This is a genomic window from Acinetobacter junii CIP 64.5 (genome assembly GCF_000368765.1).
Classification (GTDB): Bacteria; Pseudomonadota; Gammaproteobacteria; order Pseudomonadales; family Moraxellaceae; genus Acinetobacter; species Acinetobacter junii.
The window spans coordinates 917,231-937,858 of sequence record NZ_KB849655.1; the positions used below are offsets into that span (position 1 = coordinate 917,231).

Sequence of the window (20,628 nt, forward strand, 5' to 3'; positions counted from 1 at the left end):
AACCTCAATTGAGGTTCTTCTTGTGATATTTGTGGGACAGCAGTGCCTTGTAGGCACCTTTTATAATTTGACAATCTATAACTTTATTTAGAAATCAAAAAAAGTCACTTCACCTGTCTCAAGTGAGTATTCAGCTCCTACCACGATCATTTTGCCTTTCTCGATTAAGCTTTCAAGTACAGCGGAACCATGACGCAACTGATTTACTGAAGCAAATACATTAGAGCGTACAGCATGTGCCGATAACTTTTTCAAATCATCTTTCAATTCTGTTTGCATTAAGATTTCAACAGATGGGCGTACACGGTTTACGATCGACATTAAGTTCGAAGAAGGTGCTTGATCAGGATGCTTTAAAGTATCGATCGTTGCTTGAATTGCGCCACAGTGACTATGACCTAATACCACAACAACAGCACAATCATAACGTTCAGCAGCAAATTCAACGCTACCTACTTGAGAAGGTGCAACAATATTTCCTGCTACACGAATAACGAATAAATCACCTAAGCCTTGATCAAAAACCATCTCCGCTGGCACTCGAGAATCGGAACATCCTAAAACAATAGCAAAAGGGTTTTGTTCACTTGCCATTTCAGCACGTTCTTGGTGAGTGAGTTGCTTCTGTAGGGCGGCTTCCCCTTTCACAAAACGAGCATTACCAGCTTTTAAACGTTCTAGAGCTTCATTAGCGGTGAGCATGCTTAAATCCATCTATGATTGACATGAAAAAATAGTTTAATGTGAGGACGATAGATTGTCACTGACAAAAATAAAAACTCTCAAACATTTGGTGATCGATTTATCAAGAAAAATAAGGAAAAAATAATCATTTCATTGGCAATAATTTACAGACATCTGTTGAATATGCAAATGACTATGTTTGAAACTTCAACAATAATCAAAAGGTTTAAAAATAAATCAAGGACAGAAAAATCATGATGAATAGAAGCTTTTCCATACCAATCCGAAAAACACTGACGGCAATCGCTTTCAGTTGCGGTCTGGCTGCAACCATGACAACAACGATGACTCAAGCCGCTGAAATCGAAATGAGTTTCCAAAATGTATTACAACAGGAACGTGCTTGGGCTGGGTTACAAAGTAAAACGCTTAAAGTTGGTGATATTACATGGTCTTATAGTGAAGGTGGTCAAGTCGGTAAACCGATTGTTGTACTTATTCATGGCTTGGCTGGTAGTCGTGATAACTGGAATCGTGTCGCGAATGCATTAACAGGCAACTATCATGTGATCATTCCAGATTTACCTGCTAGTGGAGAAACCCAAGTTCCGAAAGAATTTGATTATTCTGTACCTAATGTCACAGAAAAATTACGCCGTTTTATTGAGGCTGCAAACTTAACAGGACCTGCTCATATTGCAGGACACTCTCTAGGTGGCTCTATTGCGATGCTTTATGCGGGTCAATATCCATTTGAAACCAAGAGTTTATTTTTAGTTGATGCGGCTGGTGTCTACAAAGCTGGAAATACACCTTACTTGAAAGACCCAAATCAAATCAGAAGTATGATCGTCAGTAAAAAAGGCGACTTTAATTTCTTAATGCAGCAAGCAATGCATAACCCGCCGTTTATTCCTAAAGAAATTGCCCAAGCACAAGAAAAGATGATGATTGGACAAATAGAACAAACTCAGAAAATGGTTGACCAAATCATTGCACTCAATAAATTGTTTACACCAGACTCATTTGCCTTACTTGCTAAATCAATTGATGCACCAACACTGATTTTATGGGGCAAGCAAGATAAAATTATCAATGTTGAAGTCGCACCTGAGTTAAAATCACTTTTGAAAAACGCTCAAGCACCTGTCATCTTGGATAATGTCGGTCATATGCCGATCTTAGAAGCAGATCAGCTCGTCGTTCAACAATATCTACCGTTCTTGAGTAAAACCCAAGCCCAAAAGTCGGTGACTGCTCCTACTCCTTAATCATTTATTTAGAGTCTTTATGCTTAAACACCCAATGATAGAACAACTGATTGATGCTCAACTGGACTTTTTAGATCAACAGTTTTCGCAATCAGAAACAATTCAACAAGAGTTCTCGCAGTTCTATCATTGGATACGTTTACAACAACTACAACATATTTGGTCTTTTGAACAAATTTATACCTTAATTGAAAAACAGATCTTAAATACACCTGTTAGTTCATTTGTAGTTGAACAAATTGCCGAGCACATTCGATTTGCACTTATTCATCCTTTAAATGATGAAACAACCATTGAAAAAATTATTCCTGTTTTAACGATCGATACGATTGCTCAATACGTTGCAAGTAAAAGTGGACATCGCCAACGCTTAATTAAAACGATTGTTAACAATCCTGCATTTTCTGCTCTGATTACTCAACTTATTCAACACTCTATTCAAGATTATTTGGATAATTCAGTGATGTCTAAACGTGTCCCAGGCGTTGGTCATTTCATGAAAATGGGGAAATCTGTATTAGAGACTGTTACGGACTCTAATCTAAATGACACAGTCGGCCATTATTTACAGAAGAATATTCTTAAAATTAGCCAAATGAGTGAGCGCGTACTCAATCAGCATTTTAATGATGAAAAGCTATATCATTTCCAAGCTAATATTTGGCACAAAATTAAAGTTATGCCCGTTTCCGTGTTAAAAAACTATGTTGAAGTTCAAGATCTAACGCAAACTGTTGGTATGGGACATGAGATCTGGGATCATCTTCGTCAGACACCCTATATGAAACAACAAGTACATGATGGTGTTTACGCATGGTATGCACGCAATCAGGAGCGTACGTTTGATCAACTCCTTCGAGATCTCAATATTAATGAGAGTTTGATTAAAAATGAATTAAGTCTTTTATTAACACCAGTGTTAAAGCGTTTGATTGACACTGGTTATCTAAGACAACGCGCACGTATTCATTTAGAGAAGTTTTATTATTCTGACCAAGTAATGAACATCCTCAATCATGAACAAGGCGCCTAAGCGCCTTGTTTTTTTTATCATTTAAAGTTAGAAACTATACGTAAGTCCTAAATTATAACGTCGACCATCCAACACATAACTATAAGTTTCTGTATCTATTTCCTTATCTAGCAAATTATATACCCCTGCGGCAATTGCGACATTTTGCGTAGGTTTATAATTGACACCAACATCTAGCATGGTATAGGCAGGTTTACCTTTCGCCATCGCTGTTCGACTTAAATAGTCAGATGTTTTACTGCGATAATTTAATCTTGCCCAACTAGAAAACTGATCCGATACTTCCCAATCCGCTGTTGTATTGAACATATGCTTAGGCATTTCATTTAAAGGCTTACCTTTATTGATACCACTCTTTTGTTCTGTATCTGTAAAGGTGTAATTCGCTGATACATTCACATTAGGCAACGCCTGCCAACCAAACGTCAGTTCAGCACCCCGCATATTGGCTTTATCCACGTTCTCACGTAAGCTGACAAAGTCGAATTTTTCACCTAACCAATCACACTCTAAGGCGCCAACATTTTCACCCTGACAGGTTCTAACTTCTGTAATTTTATCTTTGAAATCACTATTAAAAATAGTAAGTCCAGCCGTGATATGATCTAAATTATCCCAGTTGAAAGACACCTCATAGTTAACACTTTTTTCAGGTTTTAGGTCTGGATTACCAACAATTACGCCCTTACTTTGACCACCACCTGTTGCTTGCCCCCACTCTGCTACCGTCGCACGAAGTGCAGGCGTTTTATATCCTGTAGACACGCCTCCTTTAATCACCCAATGATCATTTAAACCCCAAACGCCATAGATTTTTGGACTCCAATGATCACCAAACTTCTCATCTTCATCTAAACGTAATGATGTAGTCAGAGTGAAATCATCTATAACATTCCATGCATTTTCAGCAAACAGCGCCCAACTATAACGATCTAAACTTGAGACAGGTTTTGCCCCTCCCACACTGAGTTGATTGCCTTGATCATCTAATTCTTCTTTTAAGTACATTCCACCAAAACTCAAACTATGACGATCAAAGTTAATCTTGTTAATCGTATTAAAAGTAGTATTGATGGCTTCCATATTGCGTGATGGATTTTCATTTTCTTCACGCTGAATATATGAATGTGTTTCAACAGGACCAAGCTGACCTCGATGAGTTAAGCTGTACTCTGTTCGATAATAATCTGTAAGTGAATCTACTGGAGGATTTCGATCTGTTTGCACAGGAGAGATACTTTTTCCAACCGTTCCATTACGATTTTGAATTGAACGCTGATAGTCCAAATCAATCGTATGCTGATCATTCGGAGTCAGACTCAAGGCTGCACCACCCGCCCGAATTTTCTGCTCCTTGTAACCTCCATAAATCTCGTCTTCATCTCGCTGAGAATATAAGCCATTTGCTTTGAACGACAACAGATTTGCAATTAAAGGACCAGCGATATATGCATTGGTTTGATAAAGATGACCTGATTTTGAATTTTCTTGTAGTGTTGTATCTAGCTTAATAGAACCTGTCCATTCAGCTGTATTTTTTTTAGTAATAATATTAATTACACCGCCCATCGCATCCGAGCCATATAAACCAGACATTGGACCACGAATTACCTCAATTCGTTCAATCGCGCCAATATTGGGTAACCAACCTTGCTCAATCCCAGAATTATCACTATTTGGTCTCACAGAGCGGGTATTTACTTTTTTACCATCGACCATAATCACGGTATAGGCACTTCCCATACCCCGTATACTAATATCACTAGAACTGCCTCCCCCCGTCACTACAACACCTGGAATATCTTTCAGTGCATCTGTGACATCACGATAAGCTTTTTTATTAATTTCTTCTTGTGAAAGTACTGAGATCGAGGCTGCTGCTTTCTTTATGTCTTGTTCAAAACCACTCGCTATCACCACGATAGTCTCTAATTGATTAAGCTCTTGTGTTTTAGTTTCTGCTGCAAATGCAATGGAAAGCATTCCGCTCATCACTGAAAGCGTGAGTAAAGATTTATGGGTTATTTTATTCGACATAGTTTTCACCTAAACGACACAAATCTTAAGATTTGCTTAAAAATTTATGTGAATTCCAACAAAAAACAAGTAAAACTCAATACAAATGATAATTATTATTATTTATATATTCATTAGTACACATGATTTTATTGTTATGAAACAATATTAAAAACAAAATAAAGGTTCAAAAATTAAAAAAGAGCCTCATATAGGCTCTTTTTTATTCATAAATGCAATCCTTCAAATTACTTGAAATATGCACCTTCTGATTGAGTATGATCTGTTTGATCTACAACACGCTGTAATTCTGGAACATGCTGTTTTAAAGTGGTTTCAACACCTTGTTTCAAAGTCACATCAATCGCTGAACAACCTTGGCAACCACCGCCAAACTTCAATACGGCTGTTAAACCATGTTCTGGATCATTTTGTACTTCCACAAGGCTACAATTACCGCCATGACCTTCTAAACCTGGATTAATTTCAGATTGTAATACATAAGTAATACGCTCTTCGATTGATGCATCAGGCCCTACACGTGGAACTTTCGAGTTAGGTGCACGGAAAGTCAGCTGACCACCAAAACGATCTTTATTGTAATCAATGACTGCATCAACTAAATAAGGAATCGATGGTGCATCTACATATGCAGGAAAGTCTGGATAATCCTGTTTATAGTCCGTTGGTACCACTTCTTCAGGCGCGCTATAAGCCATACAACACTCAGCACGTGGTGTTCCTGGATGCTCTACAAAAACTCGAACGCCAATTCCTGGAGTATTTTGTTTTGCTAATAGATCACGTAAATACTCTTGTGCAGAGGGAGTAATCAAAAGGTTTGGAATTTCTTCTGCGACAGCAGTGTTGGTGTTCTCAGTCGACATAACAATAATCCTCAAGCTGATGTCGTTATATTAACCGAAGATGGAGGGTAATAAAAAAAAATCAACCATTTTTGTAGGAATTATATGCAAGATGATTGTTTATTAACTTTTTAATGGCATTATTGCTTAGACACTGATCAATTTAATTCATTTATGCTACATCTACCCTTTGGTCACACTGTGACTCTGATCATTATTACCGTTGCGATTTCTTTATTAGCATTTAGCAATCAAACCGTGATGAATCGTTTGATTTTTTGGCCACCTGCGATGCAACGCGGGCAATTTGACCGTTTTATTACCCATGGCTTTGTACATGCAGATGGAACACATTTACTGTTCAACATGATTACCCTATTTTTCTTCGGTAATATTATTGAAAGCTTTTATCGTGAATTCTTCTACGATATGGGCTTTGTACTGTTTTATTTGGGTGGATTAATTTTTGCTATCTTGCCAAGTTATTTAAAACATAAGAATGATGTCCGTTGGGCGAGTCTGGGTGCTTCTGGAGCAGTCTCAGCCGTTTTATTTGCATATATTTTATTTCAACCGTGGAATTTAATTTTCGTATTCTTTATTCCTGTTCCTGCGATTATTTTCGCTATTTTATATGTGGCTTACAGTATTTGGTCTGGTAAACGTGGAAATACCAATATCAACCATAGTGCTCACTTATGGGGAGCAGCATACGGTGTCATTGTTACCCTTATCCTCGAACCTAAAGTTCTGCCACATTTTCTCAGCCAACTCACAAAACTCCCCTTCTAAACTAAAATATTTACACTCAATCCCTTTTGTAAATTACAAAAGGGATTATTGACTATTGCTGCCATGATACAGAAATTGAATAAAAAAATGCGTCATTCATCTAGTAGAAAAATGAATTGCACATTAAAGTCTAAAATGAATAAACAAAACTTTGGGATGAAGTTATGAAGAAAGCATTATTGTGCCTAAGCGCATTGTTCTGTTTAGGTTTATCAGCGTGTGCTGTACATACACCTCATGGTAGTGTCGTTGTTGATCCAGATCGTACCTATGGTGGTGGCCATGGAGATTTCTGTCCTCCTGGACAGGCTAAAAAAGGTCGCTGCTAAGTTTAATTTTGTCTAAACTCACTTGTTGGGTTTAGACAATTTCCTCCTCCTGCAATCAAATGAAAATCATTACTAATTCAAAGACACATTTCATCGAATAATTGCCTAAAACTTCACACTTTTTTACTTCTAGCGATTTCATTTATTAAAATGCCATATAAAATATAAGGAAATCTATTCTCTTCATTTTGATGGGATTTCTTCAATGGATATAATTCAACGTTGTGCAGTTAAAGAAATCCTGAATCAAGTTCAGAATGCGGATGACTGGGTTATTTTTTTAGAGCATCTCAATCATCATTTTGATGTCCAAGCATCTCAACTTTTAGCAGTTGATCTCGAAGTTCAAGCACTTTCATTTAGTATTCATCACGGTGTCAACCTTGACTCGCATCAACTTGAACAAGCAGCACTCAAGCAAATTCGTCTTGAAATTGACGATGATCCTCGTTTAAAAAAAATGTTATCTGCACCGATGAATGGTTGGATGCATTGCAAAGAGCATTTCCAAGAAGATGAGATCACCCAAACACAAGTTTATCAACAAGTATTAAAACCACTTGATCTAAGATTCTGTTCTGCCATCCAAGTTATTTTTGATCATAAGGTATGTGTCATTCTTTCATTTCTAACCAGTTATGATCGTGGTGCCTTAAGCTGTTCTGAGTTGAAGCCTGTTTATGAAATTTTGCCGATCTTGCAGCAAAAAATTCAGCAATATCGACATCATTTTGAATATTCCACAATGACCCTTTTAGGCTCCCAACTTATTCAAAAGATGAAGCAAGCTATTGCGATCATTAATTTTAACGGTGATATTTTAGAACTTAATGCGGAGGCACAACAATTATTTGAAATAAATCCTCAAATTCAAATAAAACAGCGACGCTTTGTTTTTACTGGTGAGAATCAAACTATTTTCGACCAAAATCTAATCGAATTGGAGCGAAATTATAAAAATAATCCAGATCTAAGTTATGCCGAGCGAACAAAAATTATGATGTTGGATCACCAACTTTTCCTGAGCCTAGATTTACTCTCTCCTGAAAAAGCGCATAAGATTTTTGGTTTGCGACCAGTTTTGTTAGTAACATTCTCAGGCTTAAAACATAGACCCAAATATCAGAAAGAAATTTGCGCAAAACTATTTATGTTTACACCTGTAGAACACAGAATCTGTGAACAACTCCTAGATGGAAAAACGGTCAAAGAAATTGCTATGTCACAAGATATTCAATCAGATACTGTCAAAAAGCATTTACAGTCCATCTTTAAAAAGACCCAAACTCACCGTCAAAGTGAGTTGATCCAATTATTAATGCAATTTCTATAACAGCTCTAGGCAATTTCAGCAGGAAAAGCGATCACTTGATCAATTTTCATCTTATTCATTACAACCATAAGTAAACGATCAATACCCAATGCAATACCCGAGCATTCAGGCATATGAGGTAAAGCAGATAATAGATATTGATCAGTAGGTATCACAGGTAAACCTTGTAAAGCACGTTCTTGATTATCGGCTTCAAATCGTGCTGCTAATATTTCTGCATCCAGAAGTTCGTCATAGGCATTAGCAAGCTCTAAGCCTTCAATATAGACCTCAAAACGAGCTGCAACCCATTCCCCATCTTCATCTTGTTTTACTTTTGCTAATGATGCCATCTCAGGTGGAAAATCTGTCAAAAATACAGGTTTGTCAAAGCCCAAACTTGGCTCTACAAAATGAGAAAATAATAAGTCCATGTAAGCCAAACGATCATCACCCAAATCAAGATTCAGACCGACACGATGTGCGGTGTCCTTAAGTTGTTTTAAGCTGGCTTGTAATGGGTTGATCTCTAAACGATCTTGAAAAGCATGCTTATAGCTCAAAATAATAGGACGAATTTCACCAAAACGATGTGCTAAACAGGTTTCCAATAGATCCGCTGTCTCATGCATTAAGGCTTTCAAATCCATAGCAGGTCGATACCATTCCAACATGGTGAATTCGCTATTGTGTTTACGTCCATGCTCATCATCACGAAAGACTTTACAAATTTGAAAGATTGGGCCACTACCACTCGCCAACAATCGCTTCATCGGGAACTCAGGCGAAGTCTGTAAATATTGAGTATTTAATTTTCCATGAATATGACGCTGTACTTGTACTGACGCCAAATGCACATCTGTGACCCCTGCTTGAGACAAAACTGGGGTTTCAACTTCTAAAACATTTCGTTCAGCAAAAAACTGACGAATTTTATTGTACATCTCTGCACGGGCTTTTATTGCCTCAAGCGAACAAGTCGGTTGATAAGATTTCTTAGTCTGGCTCATGCTTTTGGTCCACCGTGTGCTGCCCATTCACGGCGTAATGGATAATTCTTTCGGAGCAAATCAAACGCTTTTTGTTCAACTTTTCCATCCATGACACAAGCCCTTAATTTTTTATCATCTTCAGCAATATTATAAATTTGGCTAAGATGCTGCTTGAGTACTTCTTTCAAGTCTTGTTGTTCAAAGAATTGCTCAACATGCGGTAATTGGGTTTCGAACTGTTTAGATATTGGATAATCAAATTTATGACAAAATGCCTCATAAATCATCTGTGTACCACGGGCCTTACCTTCAAGACTATAACCCGCAATATGCGGTGTTGCTAAAGCCAACATATCTAGTAACTGTTGCGAAATTTCAGGTTCAAACTCAAATACATCTAATATAACTTTTCGATTATTCCTTTGGATATCTGTCATTAAAGCTGCTTCTTGAATCACTGGACCACGCGCGCTATTAATCAGTATCGCGGATTCTTTCATTTGAGCAAACGTTGCTTCATTAAATAAATGTTGTGTTGGATGATCACCAGTTGACGTTAACGGTACATGAATGGATATGGCATCAGCACGTGCTAGTAACGCATCAAACGATACATTTTCAATACCATCTAGCTGTACAAGAGGATCATAGCCAATCACTGTCCAACCTAATAATTGGGCCATTTTTGCAAGTCGACGACCAACATTACCTAAGCCAACAATCGCTAATGTAAATTCATGATTTCTTTCTAATAATTCGATGTCTAGGTGCAGCAACGCAGTGATAACATATTCTGCGACCGCTTGAGCATTACAACCCGCTGCATTCGTCCACGTGATGTTTTGTTGTTCTAGCGCTTGAATATCGAGATGATCTGTTCCAATCGTTGCACTACCGACAAACTGAATTGTAGTCTGGTCAATTAGGGCATGATTAACTTTAGTAACCGATCTAACCAATAAAGCATCAGCATTTTGAACATCTGCATGAGTCAATGTTCGCCCCGCTCGATGTTGTATTTCTGCAAACTCCGCAAAGAAATAATCGGTAAAAGCCAAATTTTCATCTGCGATAATTTTCATGCAGGATATTCCATCTGTTGATCTAGGCTTATTATCCTTAGCATCAGTCAAATTGACAAATTAAATCTCAACGTTTCCAATAAAATGGCGAGAAACATTACAACTTTGCAGAGATCATGCGACTTATTGCCAATCCTCAGAAGCAGTTTTACTTTTATAATGGCGACATATTTTATCTTTTAAAGTTCTGTTATGACGCCTTACTCTCCCTACAAAGGCAAAAATGGTATCAAGCGTATTTTGAATGCAACGGGTTATTCTCTCGCTGGTTTTAAAGCCGCATTCAGCTATGAAGCCGCTTTTAGACAAATTTTATTACTCAATCTTGTTTTAATTCCAACTAGCTTTTTTGTTCATTTTTCTGCCCTTGAACAAGCATTGATGGTCGCTGTTTGCTTACTTGCTATTATTGTAGAGTTATTTAATTCTGCAATTGAAGCTGTGGTTGATCGCATATCGTTGGAGATACATCAGCTCTCAAAAAATGCCAAAGATATGGGCAGTGCTGCTCAATTTGTATCTCTTGGAATCATTTTTTCAACATGGATGATTATCCTGTTAAAGTGATTTGTAAATAAGAAATGCTTTTGCATTTCTTATTTTTTTCAATACTCATAGTCATTTGATTCTAAATTAAAATCCGAATCCTAGACCAACGACAGGACCTTTTTGTACGGTATCCCATTTAAAGTTACCATCAGAATAGTCTTGTGATACGTATCGATAACCCACTCTAAAATTTACTGGGGTTGAAAATACAGCTTTACGGTATCCCAAATAAGCCTGAGCGATTTGTGTTTGTTCGGTACCGTGAGTGTATTGCGCTGCTAAATTCCACGGAGAAGTAGAGTTGTAACGTATCCGCGCCCCACCAAAATATTCAAACCAGTGTTTTTCAACAGCAACACCTTTGCCCAAAGCATCTAAGGTTCCCTCTAGATCTGTATAATTCACACCTAAAGTGGGTTCAATGATCCAGCCTGTACCATCAGAAAATTGTTCAAATGCACGATAATAAATTCCTGCATTACTTAAGTTTACAGTGGTCGATAATGCAATTGGGTAATTATAAACTTGCTTTTCTTCTTCAGTCTTTACATATTGAATATCAGTATAAATCCCCCACTTCCCTTTGGTTACTTCCAGATGTCCCATCAAAGCTTGATCAAGCGCCTCTAGGGTATCTTTAACAGGTTGATCTAACTGATAGTTAATCCCTTGATAACCTATTATTCCATTTATGTCCGCCGCAAAACCATAAATATTCAAAAAAACCTTAGTCTCACCTTGGAATGAATCTTTTATCGTATCCGCGTAGGCTTACGAGCTTAAAGCCATACACCCAAGAATTAATAATGATAACCGAACCATTTTCTACTCCTAAAACCGTTTAATTATTTAAAATTTACTTATCAAGTTATTTATTTAAGTCAGATCATCAATAACGTTTTGATTGTGATTTTTCTATACTTCAAACGTAAAAAATCCCTGCCAAGGCAGGGATTTTTTTAAATATGAGCGACAATGTGATTACATCATTCCGCCCATACCACCCATACCGCCCATATCTGGAACAGCTGGTTTGTCTTCAGGAATGTCAGTAATCATACATTCTGTAGTTAACATTAAGCCAGCAACAGAAGCAGCGTGCTCAAGTGCAGAACGAGTTACTTTAGCTGGGTCAAGGATACCCATTTCTAACATATCACCATATTCGCCAGTTGCAGCGTTGTAACCAAAGTTACCTTCACCATTCTTAACAGCGTTGATAACTACAGATGGCTCATCACCAGCATTCGCAACGATTTGACGAAGTGGAGCTTCGATCGCACGGCGTAAAATGTTGATACCAGCTGTTTGATCTTCGTTAGCGCCTTTTAAGCCTTCAAGAGCATTTACAGCGCGAACAAGAGCAACACCACCACCAGCAACAACACCTTCTTCAACTGCTGCACGAGTTGCGTGAAGTGCGTCGTCTACGCGGTCTTTCTTCTCTTTCATTTCAACTTCAGTTGCTGCACCGATTTTAATTACAGCAACACCGCCTGCTAACTTAGCAACACGTTCTTGTAATTTTTCACGGTCATATTCTGAAGTAGATTCTTCGATTTGAGCACGGATTTGTTGAACACGCTCAGCGATAGCAGCAGCATCACCAGCACCGTCAACAATAACTGTGTTTTCTTTAGAAACAGTGATTTTGTGCGCTGTACCTAAATCTTGAAGAGTTGCTTGTTCTAAAGACATACCAACTTCTTCAGAAATAACTGTTGCGCCAGTCAAGATCGCGATGTCTTGAAGCATTGCTTTACGACGGTCACCGAAACCAGGAGCTTTAACAGCACATACTTTGATGATACCGCGCATGTTGTTTACAACAAGAGTTGCAAGCGCTTCACCTTCAACATCTTCAGCGATGATAAGAAGTGGTTTACCAGTTTTAGCAACTGCTTCTAAAACAGAAATCAATTCACGAATGTTGCTGATTTTTTTATCAACAAGAAGGATGAACGGATTTTCAAGTTCAGCAGTTAAAGTATCTTGTTTGTTTGCAAAGTACGGAGAGATATAACCACGGTCAAACTGCATACCTTCTACAACGTCTAATGCATCTTCGAAGCCAGAGCCTTCTTCTACAGTGATTACGCCTTCTTTACCTACTTTTTCCATTGCTTGAGCAATAAGTTTACCAACAGTAGTATCAGAGTTAGCAGAGATTGAACCTACTTGTTCAATTGCTTTGAAATCATCAGCTGGTTTAGCAATAGAACGGATATTTTCAACTACAGTTTTTACTGCAATGTCGATACCGCGTTTTAAATCCATTGGGTTCATACCAGCAGTTACTGATTTGATACCTTCATTTAAAATTGCTTGAGCAAGTACAGTTGCAGTCGTTGTACCATCACCCGCGATGTCATTTGTTTTTGAAGAAACTTCACGAACAAGTTGAGCACCCATGTTTTCAAACTTGTCTTTTAAAGAAATTTCTTTAGCAACAGTTACACCATCTTTAGTGATGTGAGGTGCACCGAAAGAACGATCGATTACAACGTTACGACCTTTAGGACCTAAAGTGACTTTAACCGCATCTGCAAGTACGTTTACACCTGCAATCATTTTTGAGCGAGCTGAATCACCAAATTTTACGTCTTTAGCTGACATGTTAAACTCCGAATCTTTAAATACTTTATCTGATAATAAATGTGAGTTATGTGTCGATTAGCCTTCAAGCACAGCTAAGATATCTGACTCTTTCATAATCAAGAGTTCTTCACCGTTTACTTTTACAGTTGTACCTGCATAAGTACCGAATAATACTTTGTCTCCAACTTTAACATCCAAAGCACGCACACCATTGTCAGTGATTTGACCATTACCTACTGCGATCACTTCACCTTGAGAAGGTTTTTCAGCAGCAGAACCTGGAAGTAAAATACCACCAGCAGTCTTGGTTTCTTCTTCTACGCGACGAATCACAACACGATCATGTAACGGACGAATGTTGCTCATAGTTAACTCCATCAGACTTAGTCTTTTTTGATTAATTTGCATTGCTAATCAGTAGCAATGAACAAAAAATTTGATATGCCACATTTGTGGGGTTAAAAAAAAAGGCTTCAAGGGTAAAAATAAAAAAATTTATACTTTTTTGATGATTTTTTAATCCAACAAAAAAATGATTGACTCATAAATCGACACTATTTGATTTTAAAAAATTTTTTTCATTTTCATCAAACCAATAATGTTCGATTTTGCCATTTGCTGAAATTATATTAAAACTGTTAGACAAGCCAAAACGCAATCGATTAGAAATAGCTGTTCCAGCATGAATGTCATAAATTGAATGATCAAATCCCAAATTAAACACCTGATTCAAATCATGGATAGCGACTTTATGCAAATGTCCATGTAACAGTCCCCAAAGTCCTGTCTTACCCCATTGTTCAAGCGCTATCTTCGCCAGTACAGGACAATCTTTATCCCCATGATCATGAGGAAATGTATAAAAAGGTTGATGAAAAACAACGAGCTTGGTTTTATTATTCGGAGCATTTCTTAGCTTTTCAGCTACTTCATGTATTTGTTCTAGTGATACATGACCGCGTGTATGATAGCGGCGACGTATGCTATTCACCCCAACAATATAGAAATTCGATGTTTCTAGTGTCGTTTCTAATCGACCAAAAAATGCCTGATAACGAACAAATGGTGAAAAAAAGCGATTCCATACGTGAAACAAGGGAATATCATGGTTACCTGGAACAACCAAATAAGGCAAATCTAAGGAATCGAGAAATTGTCGACAATCAAAAAACTGTTTCAATCTCGCTCTTTGCGTCAAATCTCCACTGACAATCACAGCTTCTGGGCGGTGTAATTCACAAAAATCACGAATTGCCTGAATACAAACTTCACGCTCAGTTCCAAAATGTAAGTCAGACAGGTGTAATAACATGGGGAACCATCACTTTTAATGCTGATTTTTTTACTGCGAAATTTAAAGGAGTTTCCAACTCGACAATTTCACCATCGAGTGCAACCGTTAATTTTTTCTTTTTAGATTCAACCTGAATATGTTCTGCGCAAAATGAATAAACATCAGATGCTTGATCAATTTTTCCTTGAACAAACTGAAATAACATTCTTAATAAACTCAATCGATCATTTTTAGCCACCAAAACACCAGCCAGTTTTCCATTTGCAGCACATTCTGCAATTCTTAATTTCATATCACAGAGCTGCAATTGATTATTTCCAAAAAAAATCAAAGGTGTTTTAACTGGATATTTTTTTTCATCAATACTAATCGATAATTTCAAAGATTGATGCTCACGCAATAAAACATCTAAAGCGGATGTATAAGCATGTAAGGGGAAGCGACCAAAAAGTCGATTGAATGTTTCTCTTTTTTTTATAAACAATGGGTATAAACCTAAACTTGCATTATTTAAATAGATCTGATCATTTAAAGTTGCAATATGCACTTCTCGATAAGTACCTGTCGCAATCACCTCGGCAGCTTTAAAAATATCAATTGGAATTTCTAAAACACGAGCAACATAATTAAATGTTCCTAAAGGAATAATTCCCATAGGAATATCAGTGTGCATTAATTTTTTTGCAACAGCATTCAGAGTACCATCTCCCCCAGCAGCCACAATAACACCAGTTTTTTCTGATTGCTGATGTCTTAGTAATACTGTTTCCATCATCGCATCAAAATCATTTCTCGCATTTAGCTCAAATACCTGAATCTCAAAACCATATCGAGTCCAAAATGTCATCAAACGCTCGTAGACTTCATCTTGTTGAGCTGCATGAAATCCAGACTTTTGATTATAAATAATAGATAAGGGCTGTAACTCTTGATTCATATACTGCAGCCTTGACGACGATATCCAATATATTTGTTTATAAAAACAACAATTAAAAGCTAGTTTATGTAAAATTCGGATGATGATTATTCAATTTATCAATAATAATTCTCAAGAAAAGTTAAAAATCATAAACTATTGTTTTTAATAAGTATTTATAATAAAAATAACACACATAAAAAAATCACATGCGAACAAAAACCATAACCAAAAACATCAAAAACAATAACTTATGAAAAAATATACATTCTTTCACTAATCGGGAATATGATCCGATAGTCTTATTTTTTTTACGATTTTGTGCTTTAATACAGCCACTTTTTTTACTTCATCTATTTTCATTGTCACCCAATGAATAGAACTGTACGTCGTACACACTTTAAAAAGGCATCACCATGACCCAAGTGAACGCACCAGAATTCGTTCGTCACCCTAAGCTTATTGCATGGGTGGAAGAAATTGCAAAATTAACCAAACCAGCAAAAATCGAATGGTGTGACGGAAGCGAAGAAGAATATCAACGTCTGATCGACTTGATGATCGCTAACGGCACCATGCAAAAACTTAACCAAGAAAAACATCCTGGTTCTTACCTTGCAAATTCTGACCCTTCTGACGTTGCTCGTGTTGAAGATCGCACTTATATCTGCTCTCAAAACCAAGAAGATGCTGGTGCAACGAATAACTGGGTTGCTCCTGCAGAAATGCGCGAAAAGTTAAATGGTTTATTTGATGGCTCAATGGAAGGCCGCACCATGTATGTGGTTCCTTTCTCTATGGGTCCATTAGGTAGCCACATTGCACATATCGGTATCGAATTAACAGATTCACCTTACGTTGCTGTTAGCATGACTAAAATGGCGCGTATGGGTAAAGCAGTTTATGACGTGTTAGGTACAGATGGTGAATTCATCCCATGTGTACACACAGTAGCTGCTCCACTTAAAGAAGGTCAAAAAGATGTTGCTTGGCCTTGTAACAATGAAAAATATATCGTGCATTACCCAGAAACTCGTGAAATCTGGTCTTACGGTTCTGGTTATGGTGGTAACGCTTTACTTGGTAAAAAATGTTTAGCTTTACGTATTGCATCTGCAATGGGTCGTGAACAAGGCTGGTTAGCTGAGCACATGCTTATTTTGGGCGTAACAAACCCACAAGGTGAAAAACACTACATCGCAGCGGCATTCCCTTCTGCTTGTGGTAAAACTAACTTTGCAATGTTAATTCCACCAGCGGGTTATGAAGGTTGGAAGATTGAGACTGTAGGTGACGATATTGCTTGGATTAAACCAGGTGAAGATGGTCGTTTATATGCAATCAACCCAGAAGCTGGTTTCTTCGGTGTTGCACCTGGTACAAACACCAAAACCAACCCGAACTGTATGGCGACATTAACTAAAGATGTAATCTATACAAACGTTGCAGTTACTGAAGACGGTGAAGTTTGGTGGGAAGGTCTTTCTAAAGAAGTTCCATCAAACCTTACCAACTGGAAAGGTCAGCCACACGTTGCTGGTGAAAAAGCGGCACATCCAAATGCACGTTTCACAGTTTCAGCAGGTCAATGCCCTTCTATCGACGCTGACTGGGAAAATCCAGCAGGTGTACCGATCTCTGCATTCATTTTCGGCGGTCGTCGCGCAGACACAGTACCTTTAGTTTCTGAAGCATTTGACTGGGTTGATGGCGTGTATAAAGCTGCAACTATGGGCTCAGAAACAACTGCTGCTGCTGTTGGTCAACAAGGTATTGTTCGTCGTGATCCATTTGCGATGCTTCCTTTCGCAGGTTATAACATGGCTGATTACTTCGGTCACTGGTTACAACTTGGTCAAGAAGTGGGTGCTAAAGCAGAAGCTGCAGGTAATAAATTACCAAAAATCTTCAACGTAAACTGGTTCCGTCGTGATGCTGAAGGCAACTTCGTATGGCCTGGTTTCGGTCAAAACATGCGTGTTCTTGAGTGGATCATTGATCGTTGTGAAGGTCGTGCTGAAGCAACTGAAACTCCTATTGGTTACGTTCCAACTTATGAACAATTGAACTGGACAGGTATCGACTTCTCTAAAGAGCAATTCGAAACTGTTACAGCACAAGACAAAGACCAATGGATCAAAGAGCTTGAAAGCCACACTGAGTTATTTACTAAACTTGGTGATCGTTTACCACAAGCACTTAAAGATCGTCAAAATGAATTATTAGCAGCTGTTAAATCTGCTTAATTACCTTAGCTCCCTCCCTTTAATAAAGAGGGATCAAGGGATAATAAAAAAGATCGCTTCAGCGATCTTTTTTATATTAGTCTATTTAAGCGGCTACAATATGATTCGGCTTATTTGATAAATAGGCATCTAAGCGATCAATTTCATTTTGCGAAAAAACCAATCCTAATTTAGAACGTCTCCAAAGAATATCTTCGCTAGTTGTTACCCATTCAAATCGACATAAGTAATCCACTTCTTTAGCAAATAATCCATGTCCAAAACTCAGTCCAAGCTGATCAATTGAAACAGCCTCGCCCAAGATATTCCAAATACGCGAACCATAAGAAGTCGCCCAACGTTTTGCTAAGCTCTCAGAAACATCTGTAATTTGTGCACGAATCTCATTCACTAATTGTTCAGCAGATGCCATATTTTCGCCACCAGGTAAAGCCTCAGTTGCAGTCCAACTCCCCTTCATTTCAGGGAAGAATGCTTTTAACTGCTGCATAGCCGACTCAGCCAATTTCCGATAAGTCGTTAACTTTCCACCAAAAACAGAAAGTAATGGTGCCTGATCATGAGTTTCTTGAGATAAAGCTAAGGTATAGTCTCGTGTAATGGCTGAAGGATTATCGGACTCATCATCACATAATGGTCTAACCCCAGAAAATGTCCAAATAATATCAGCTTGAGTAAGCTGTTTTTTGAAATGTGCATTACTCACTTCAAGCAAATAATCTGTTTCTGCTTGCGTAATTTGTACTTTTGATGGATCACCCTGATATTCACGATCAGTCGTACCAATCATTGTATATTGATCTAAATACGGAATCGCAAACACAATACGGCGGTCATCATTTTGCATAATAAATGCTTTGTCACCTTCATACAGTTTCGGCACAACAATATGACTACCTTGAATCAAACGAATGCCATAAGGTGATTTGAGCTCTAAATCTTGTTTGATGAATTGTGCGACCCAAGGACCTGCAGCATTAACTAAAGCTTTAGCTTTAATTTTAAATGAACCTTGTGCATTCTCTAGTTCTACAACCCAATAACCCTCTACACGTTGAGCTGATAAACAACGTGTGCGAGTAATAACATCAGCGCCTTTTTCACGTGCATGCATAGCATTTAACACAACCAGACGTGAATCATCAACCGCACAATCAGAATATTCAAAACCGCGAGTAATTGCTGAATTTAGTGGGCTATCATCTTTAAAATAGACATTATTTGATCCCAATAATTTCTCACGTTTACCTAAATGGTCGTAAAAAAATAGGCCTGTTCGAATCAGCCATGCTGGACGTAAATGTGGGCGATGCGGCATGATAAATCGCATTGGACGAATGATATGCGGCGCTTTAGCCAATAACACTTCACGCTCAGCCAATGCCTCACGGACGAGACGGAATTCTTTATGTTCGAGGTAGCGCAATCCACCATGAATGAGCTTGCTACTTGCAGATGATGTATGACTTGCTAAATCATCTTTTTCGCATAAGAACACAGACAAACCACGTCCTGCTGCATCTGCAGCGATACCTACACCATTGATACCACCACCAATCACAGCGATATCATAAATTTTGTCTTTTAACAGAGGAGAAGTTTGCATATGTCACCGCAAATTTTCATTATTGTTCAATAATGAAAATTAAAACACATCAAATGAAAATAAACAATAAAAAATAGACATAAAAATGCCAATCAGCAGTCATTTAAAGATAAATGGTAAATTTATAAATCACAGGAAAAATGCTGAAGTATTAAACAAAAAAGATTTTTTGAAAGTTTTTAGACTAAATAATAGAAATATTGAGCTAAATCAATTAGCTCAAATAGTACATCGCAATGTTCGAAAATGAATACTTATTTTGCGACAATCAAACCAACATCCAATTCACGGATTGTCTTCATGTATTCTTCATTAGGCTGCTGATCTGTAAATATACAATCAACTTGTTTGAGTGATCCCAATCGGATCATGGCATTACGACCAAATTTACTACTGTCGGCTGCTAAAAACACTTGCCTAGCACTAGATAAAATTTCTTGAGAAACACACACTTCTTGAAAATCAAAATCAAGAAGCGTTCCATCTTCTTCAATACCACTAATACCAATCAACGCATAATCAGCTTTAAATTGTTTAAAAAAATCAGCCGTAGCTTGACCAATAACCCCACCATCAGGACGAACACGACCACTCGCAATTAAGACCTCAAAGTCTTCCTTATTACTCAAAATCTTAGCCACATTAAGATTATTAGTAATGATTTTTAAACCAGTATGATTTAAAAGTGCATGAGCGATTGCTTCAGTTGTTGTACCAATATTAATAAATAAAGATGCATGGTCTGGAACAGCCGCTGCTACAGCCGCTGCAATCGTTCTTTTTTCTTCAAGCATGTAGCCAACACGAGTCGTATATTCAGTGTTTTCCACCGTTGAATCATGTGCCGCTCCGCCATGATAGCGACGCAGCAAACCTTCATCAGCAAGCTGGTTGATATCACGACGAATCGTTTGAGGTGTTACATCAAAATATTGAGCAAGCTCTTCAATACTTATATAGCCACGTTCTCTCACTAATTCGAGGGTTTTTTGTTGGCGTAGTATCAAGCTCATGCTCATATATCCTGTGTTGTTGTATATCT

19 protein-coding genes are annotated in these 20,628 nt (G+C 37.7%); 7 read left to right on the forward strand and 12 right to left on the reverse strand.

Annotated elements, in window-relative coordinates:
* Positions 1–87 precede the first annotated feature (87 nt).
* Positions 88–702 (reverse strand): carbonic anhydrase, encoded by a 615-nt coding sequence (locus F948_RS09975; RefSeq protein ID WP_004963341.1) that lies wholly within the window; start codon positions 700–702, stop codon positions 88–90.
* A gap of 236 nt (positions 703–938) precedes the next feature.
* Between F948_RS09975 and F948_RS09980 the strand changes: the two genes are divergently transcribed.
* Both F948_RS09980 and F948_RS09985 read left to right on the forward strand, forming a co-directional pair.
* Positions 939–1,955 (forward strand): alpha/beta fold hydrolase, encoded by a 1,017-nt coding sequence (locus F948_RS09980; protein ID WP_004963343.1) that lies wholly within the window; start codon positions 939–941, stop codon positions 1,953–1,955.
* Positions 1,956–1,974: 19 nt separating this feature from the next.
* Positions 1,975–2,988: a hypothetical protein gene (locus tag F948_RS09985; RefSeq protein ID WP_004963346.1), complete on the forward strand. Its 1,014-nt coding sequence runs from the start codon at positions 1,975–1,977 to the stop codon at positions 2,986–2,988.
* Positions 2,989–3,015: 27 nt separating this feature from the next.
* Here F948_RS09985 and F948_RS09990 read toward each other — a convergent pair whose 3' ends face one another.
* Both F948_RS09990 and nfuA read right to left on the reverse strand, forming a co-directional pair.
* Positions 3,016–5,025: a ligand-gated channel protein gene (locus F948_RS09990; RefSeq protein WP_004912665.1), complete on the reverse strand. Its 2,010-nt coding sequence runs from the start codon at positions 5,023–5,025 to the stop codon at positions 3,016–3,018.
* 227 nt (positions 5,026–5,252) lie between these two features.
* Positions 5,253–5,891 carry a Fe-S biogenesis protein NfuA gene (gene nfuA, locus F948_RS09995; protein ID WP_004956172.1) on the reverse strand — a complete coding sequence of 213 codons (639 nt, stop codon included), beginning with the start codon at positions 5,889–5,891 and terminating at the stop codon, positions 5,253–5,255.
* 153 nt (positions 5,892–6,044) lie between these two features.
* Between nfuA and F948_RS10000 the strand changes: the two genes are divergently transcribed.
* The 3 genes from F948_RS10000 (at position 6,045) to F948_RS10010 (ending at position 8,324) form a co-directional block, all read left to right on the forward strand.
* A complete protein-coding gene (locus F948_RS10000; protein ID WP_004963349.1) occupies positions 6,045–6,662 on the forward strand; it encodes a rhomboid family intramembrane serine protease in 618 nt (205 codons plus the stop codon).
* Positions 6,663–6,826: 164 nt separating this feature from the next.
* On the forward strand, positions 6,827–6,991 hold the full coding sequence (locus tag F948_RS16495; RefSeq protein ID WP_004912673.1) for a hypothetical protein: 165 nt from the start codon (positions 6,827–6,829) through the stop codon (positions 6,989–6,991).
* 205 nt (positions 6,992–7,196) lie between these two features.
* Positions 7,197–8,324, forward strand: coding sequence for a helix-turn-helix transcriptional regulator (locus F948_RS10010; RefSeq protein WP_004963353.1), 1,128 nt, complete (start codon positions 7,197–7,199; stop codon positions 8,322–8,324).
* A gap of 5 nt (positions 8,325–8,329) precedes the next feature.
* On the opposite strand, the gene epmA is transcribed toward F948_RS10010, so the two are convergent.
* Together epmA and F948_RS10020 are read right to left on the reverse strand one after the other, a co-directional pair.
* Positions 8,330–9,313 (reverse strand): EF-P lysine aminoacylase EpmA, encoded by a 984-nt coding sequence (gene epmA, locus F948_RS10015; RefSeq protein WP_004963354.1) that lies wholly within the window; start codon positions 9,311–9,313, stop codon positions 8,330–8,332.
* Positions 9,310–10,377, reverse strand: coding sequence for a 4-phosphoerythronate dehydrogenase (locus F948_RS10020; RefSeq protein ID WP_004963357.1), 1,068 nt, complete (start codon positions 10,375–10,377; stop codon positions 9,310–9,312). Before F948_RS10020 ends, epmA begins: the two co-directional genes overlap by 4 nt.
* Positions 10,378–10,569: 192 nt before the next feature.
* On the opposite strand from F948_RS10020, the gene F948_RS10025 reads away from it, so the two are divergent.
* Complete coding sequence (locus tag F948_RS10025; RefSeq protein WP_004963359.1) at positions 10,570–10,944, forward strand: diacylglycerol kinase; 375 nt, start codon at positions 10,570–10,572, stop codon at positions 10,942–10,944.
* Positions 10,945–11,010: 66 nt separating this feature from the next.
* Here F948_RS10025 and F948_RS10030 read toward each other — a convergent pair whose 3' ends face one another.
* The 5 genes from F948_RS10030 to F948_RS10050 all read right to left on the reverse strand — a co-directional run bounded on the left by F948_RS10030 (position 11,011) and on the right by F948_RS10050 (position 15,755).
* On the reverse strand, positions 11,011–11,682 hold the full coding sequence (locus tag F948_RS10030) for a porin family protein (RefSeq protein ID WP_228128839.1): 672 nt from the start codon (positions 11,680–11,682) through the stop codon (positions 11,011–11,013).
* A 225-nt stretch (positions 11,683–11,907) separates the two neighbouring features.
* A complete protein-coding gene (gene groL / locus F948_RS10035) occupies positions 11,908–13,542 on the reverse strand; it encodes a chaperonin GroEL (protein ID WP_001274625.1) in 1,635 nt (544 codons plus the stop codon).
* A 57-nt stretch (positions 13,543–13,599) separates the two neighbouring features.
* The gene (locus tag F948_RS10040) at positions 13,600–13,890 is read right to left on the reverse strand and encodes a co-chaperone GroES (RefSeq protein ID WP_000065579.1); all 291 of its coding nucleotides are present in this window, start codon (positions 13,888–13,890) and stop codon (positions 13,600–13,602) included.
* A gap of 175 nt (positions 13,891–14,065) precedes the next feature.
* Positions 14,066–14,836, reverse strand: a complete 771-nt coding sequence (locus tag F948_RS10045) for a metallophosphoesterase family protein (RefSeq protein WP_004963365.1) — start codon at positions 14,834–14,836, stop codon at positions 14,066–14,068.
* Complete coding sequence (locus F948_RS10050) at positions 14,817–15,755, reverse strand: diacylglycerol/lipid kinase family protein (RefSeq protein WP_004963368.1); 939 nt, start codon at positions 15,753–15,755, stop codon at positions 14,817–14,819. Before F948_RS10050 ends, F948_RS10045 begins: the two co-directional genes overlap by 20 nt.
* Positions 15,756–16,150: 395 nt before the next feature.
* Here F948_RS10050 and F948_RS10055 point away from each other — a divergent pair, with 395 nt between their 5' ends.
* Positions 16,151–17,980 (forward strand): phosphoenolpyruvate carboxykinase (GTP), encoded by a 1,830-nt coding sequence (locus F948_RS10055; protein ID WP_004963370.1) that lies wholly within the window; start codon positions 16,151–16,153, stop codon positions 17,978–17,980.
* Between the two features lie 85 nt (positions 17,981–18,065).
* Here F948_RS10055 and glpD read toward each other — a convergent pair whose 3' ends face one another.
* Positions 18,066–19,586, reverse strand: coding sequence for a glycerol-3-phosphate dehydrogenase (glpD, locus tag F948_RS10060; RefSeq protein WP_004963374.1), 1,521 nt, complete (start codon positions 19,584–19,586; stop codon positions 18,066–18,068).
* 254 nt (positions 19,587–19,840) lie between these two features.
* Complete coding sequence (locus F948_RS10065) at positions 19,841–20,599, reverse strand: DeoR/GlpR family DNA-binding transcription regulator (RefSeq protein ID WP_004963376.1); 759 nt, start codon at positions 20,597–20,599, stop codon at positions 19,841–19,843.
* Positions 20,600–20,628 lie beyond the last annotated feature (29 nt).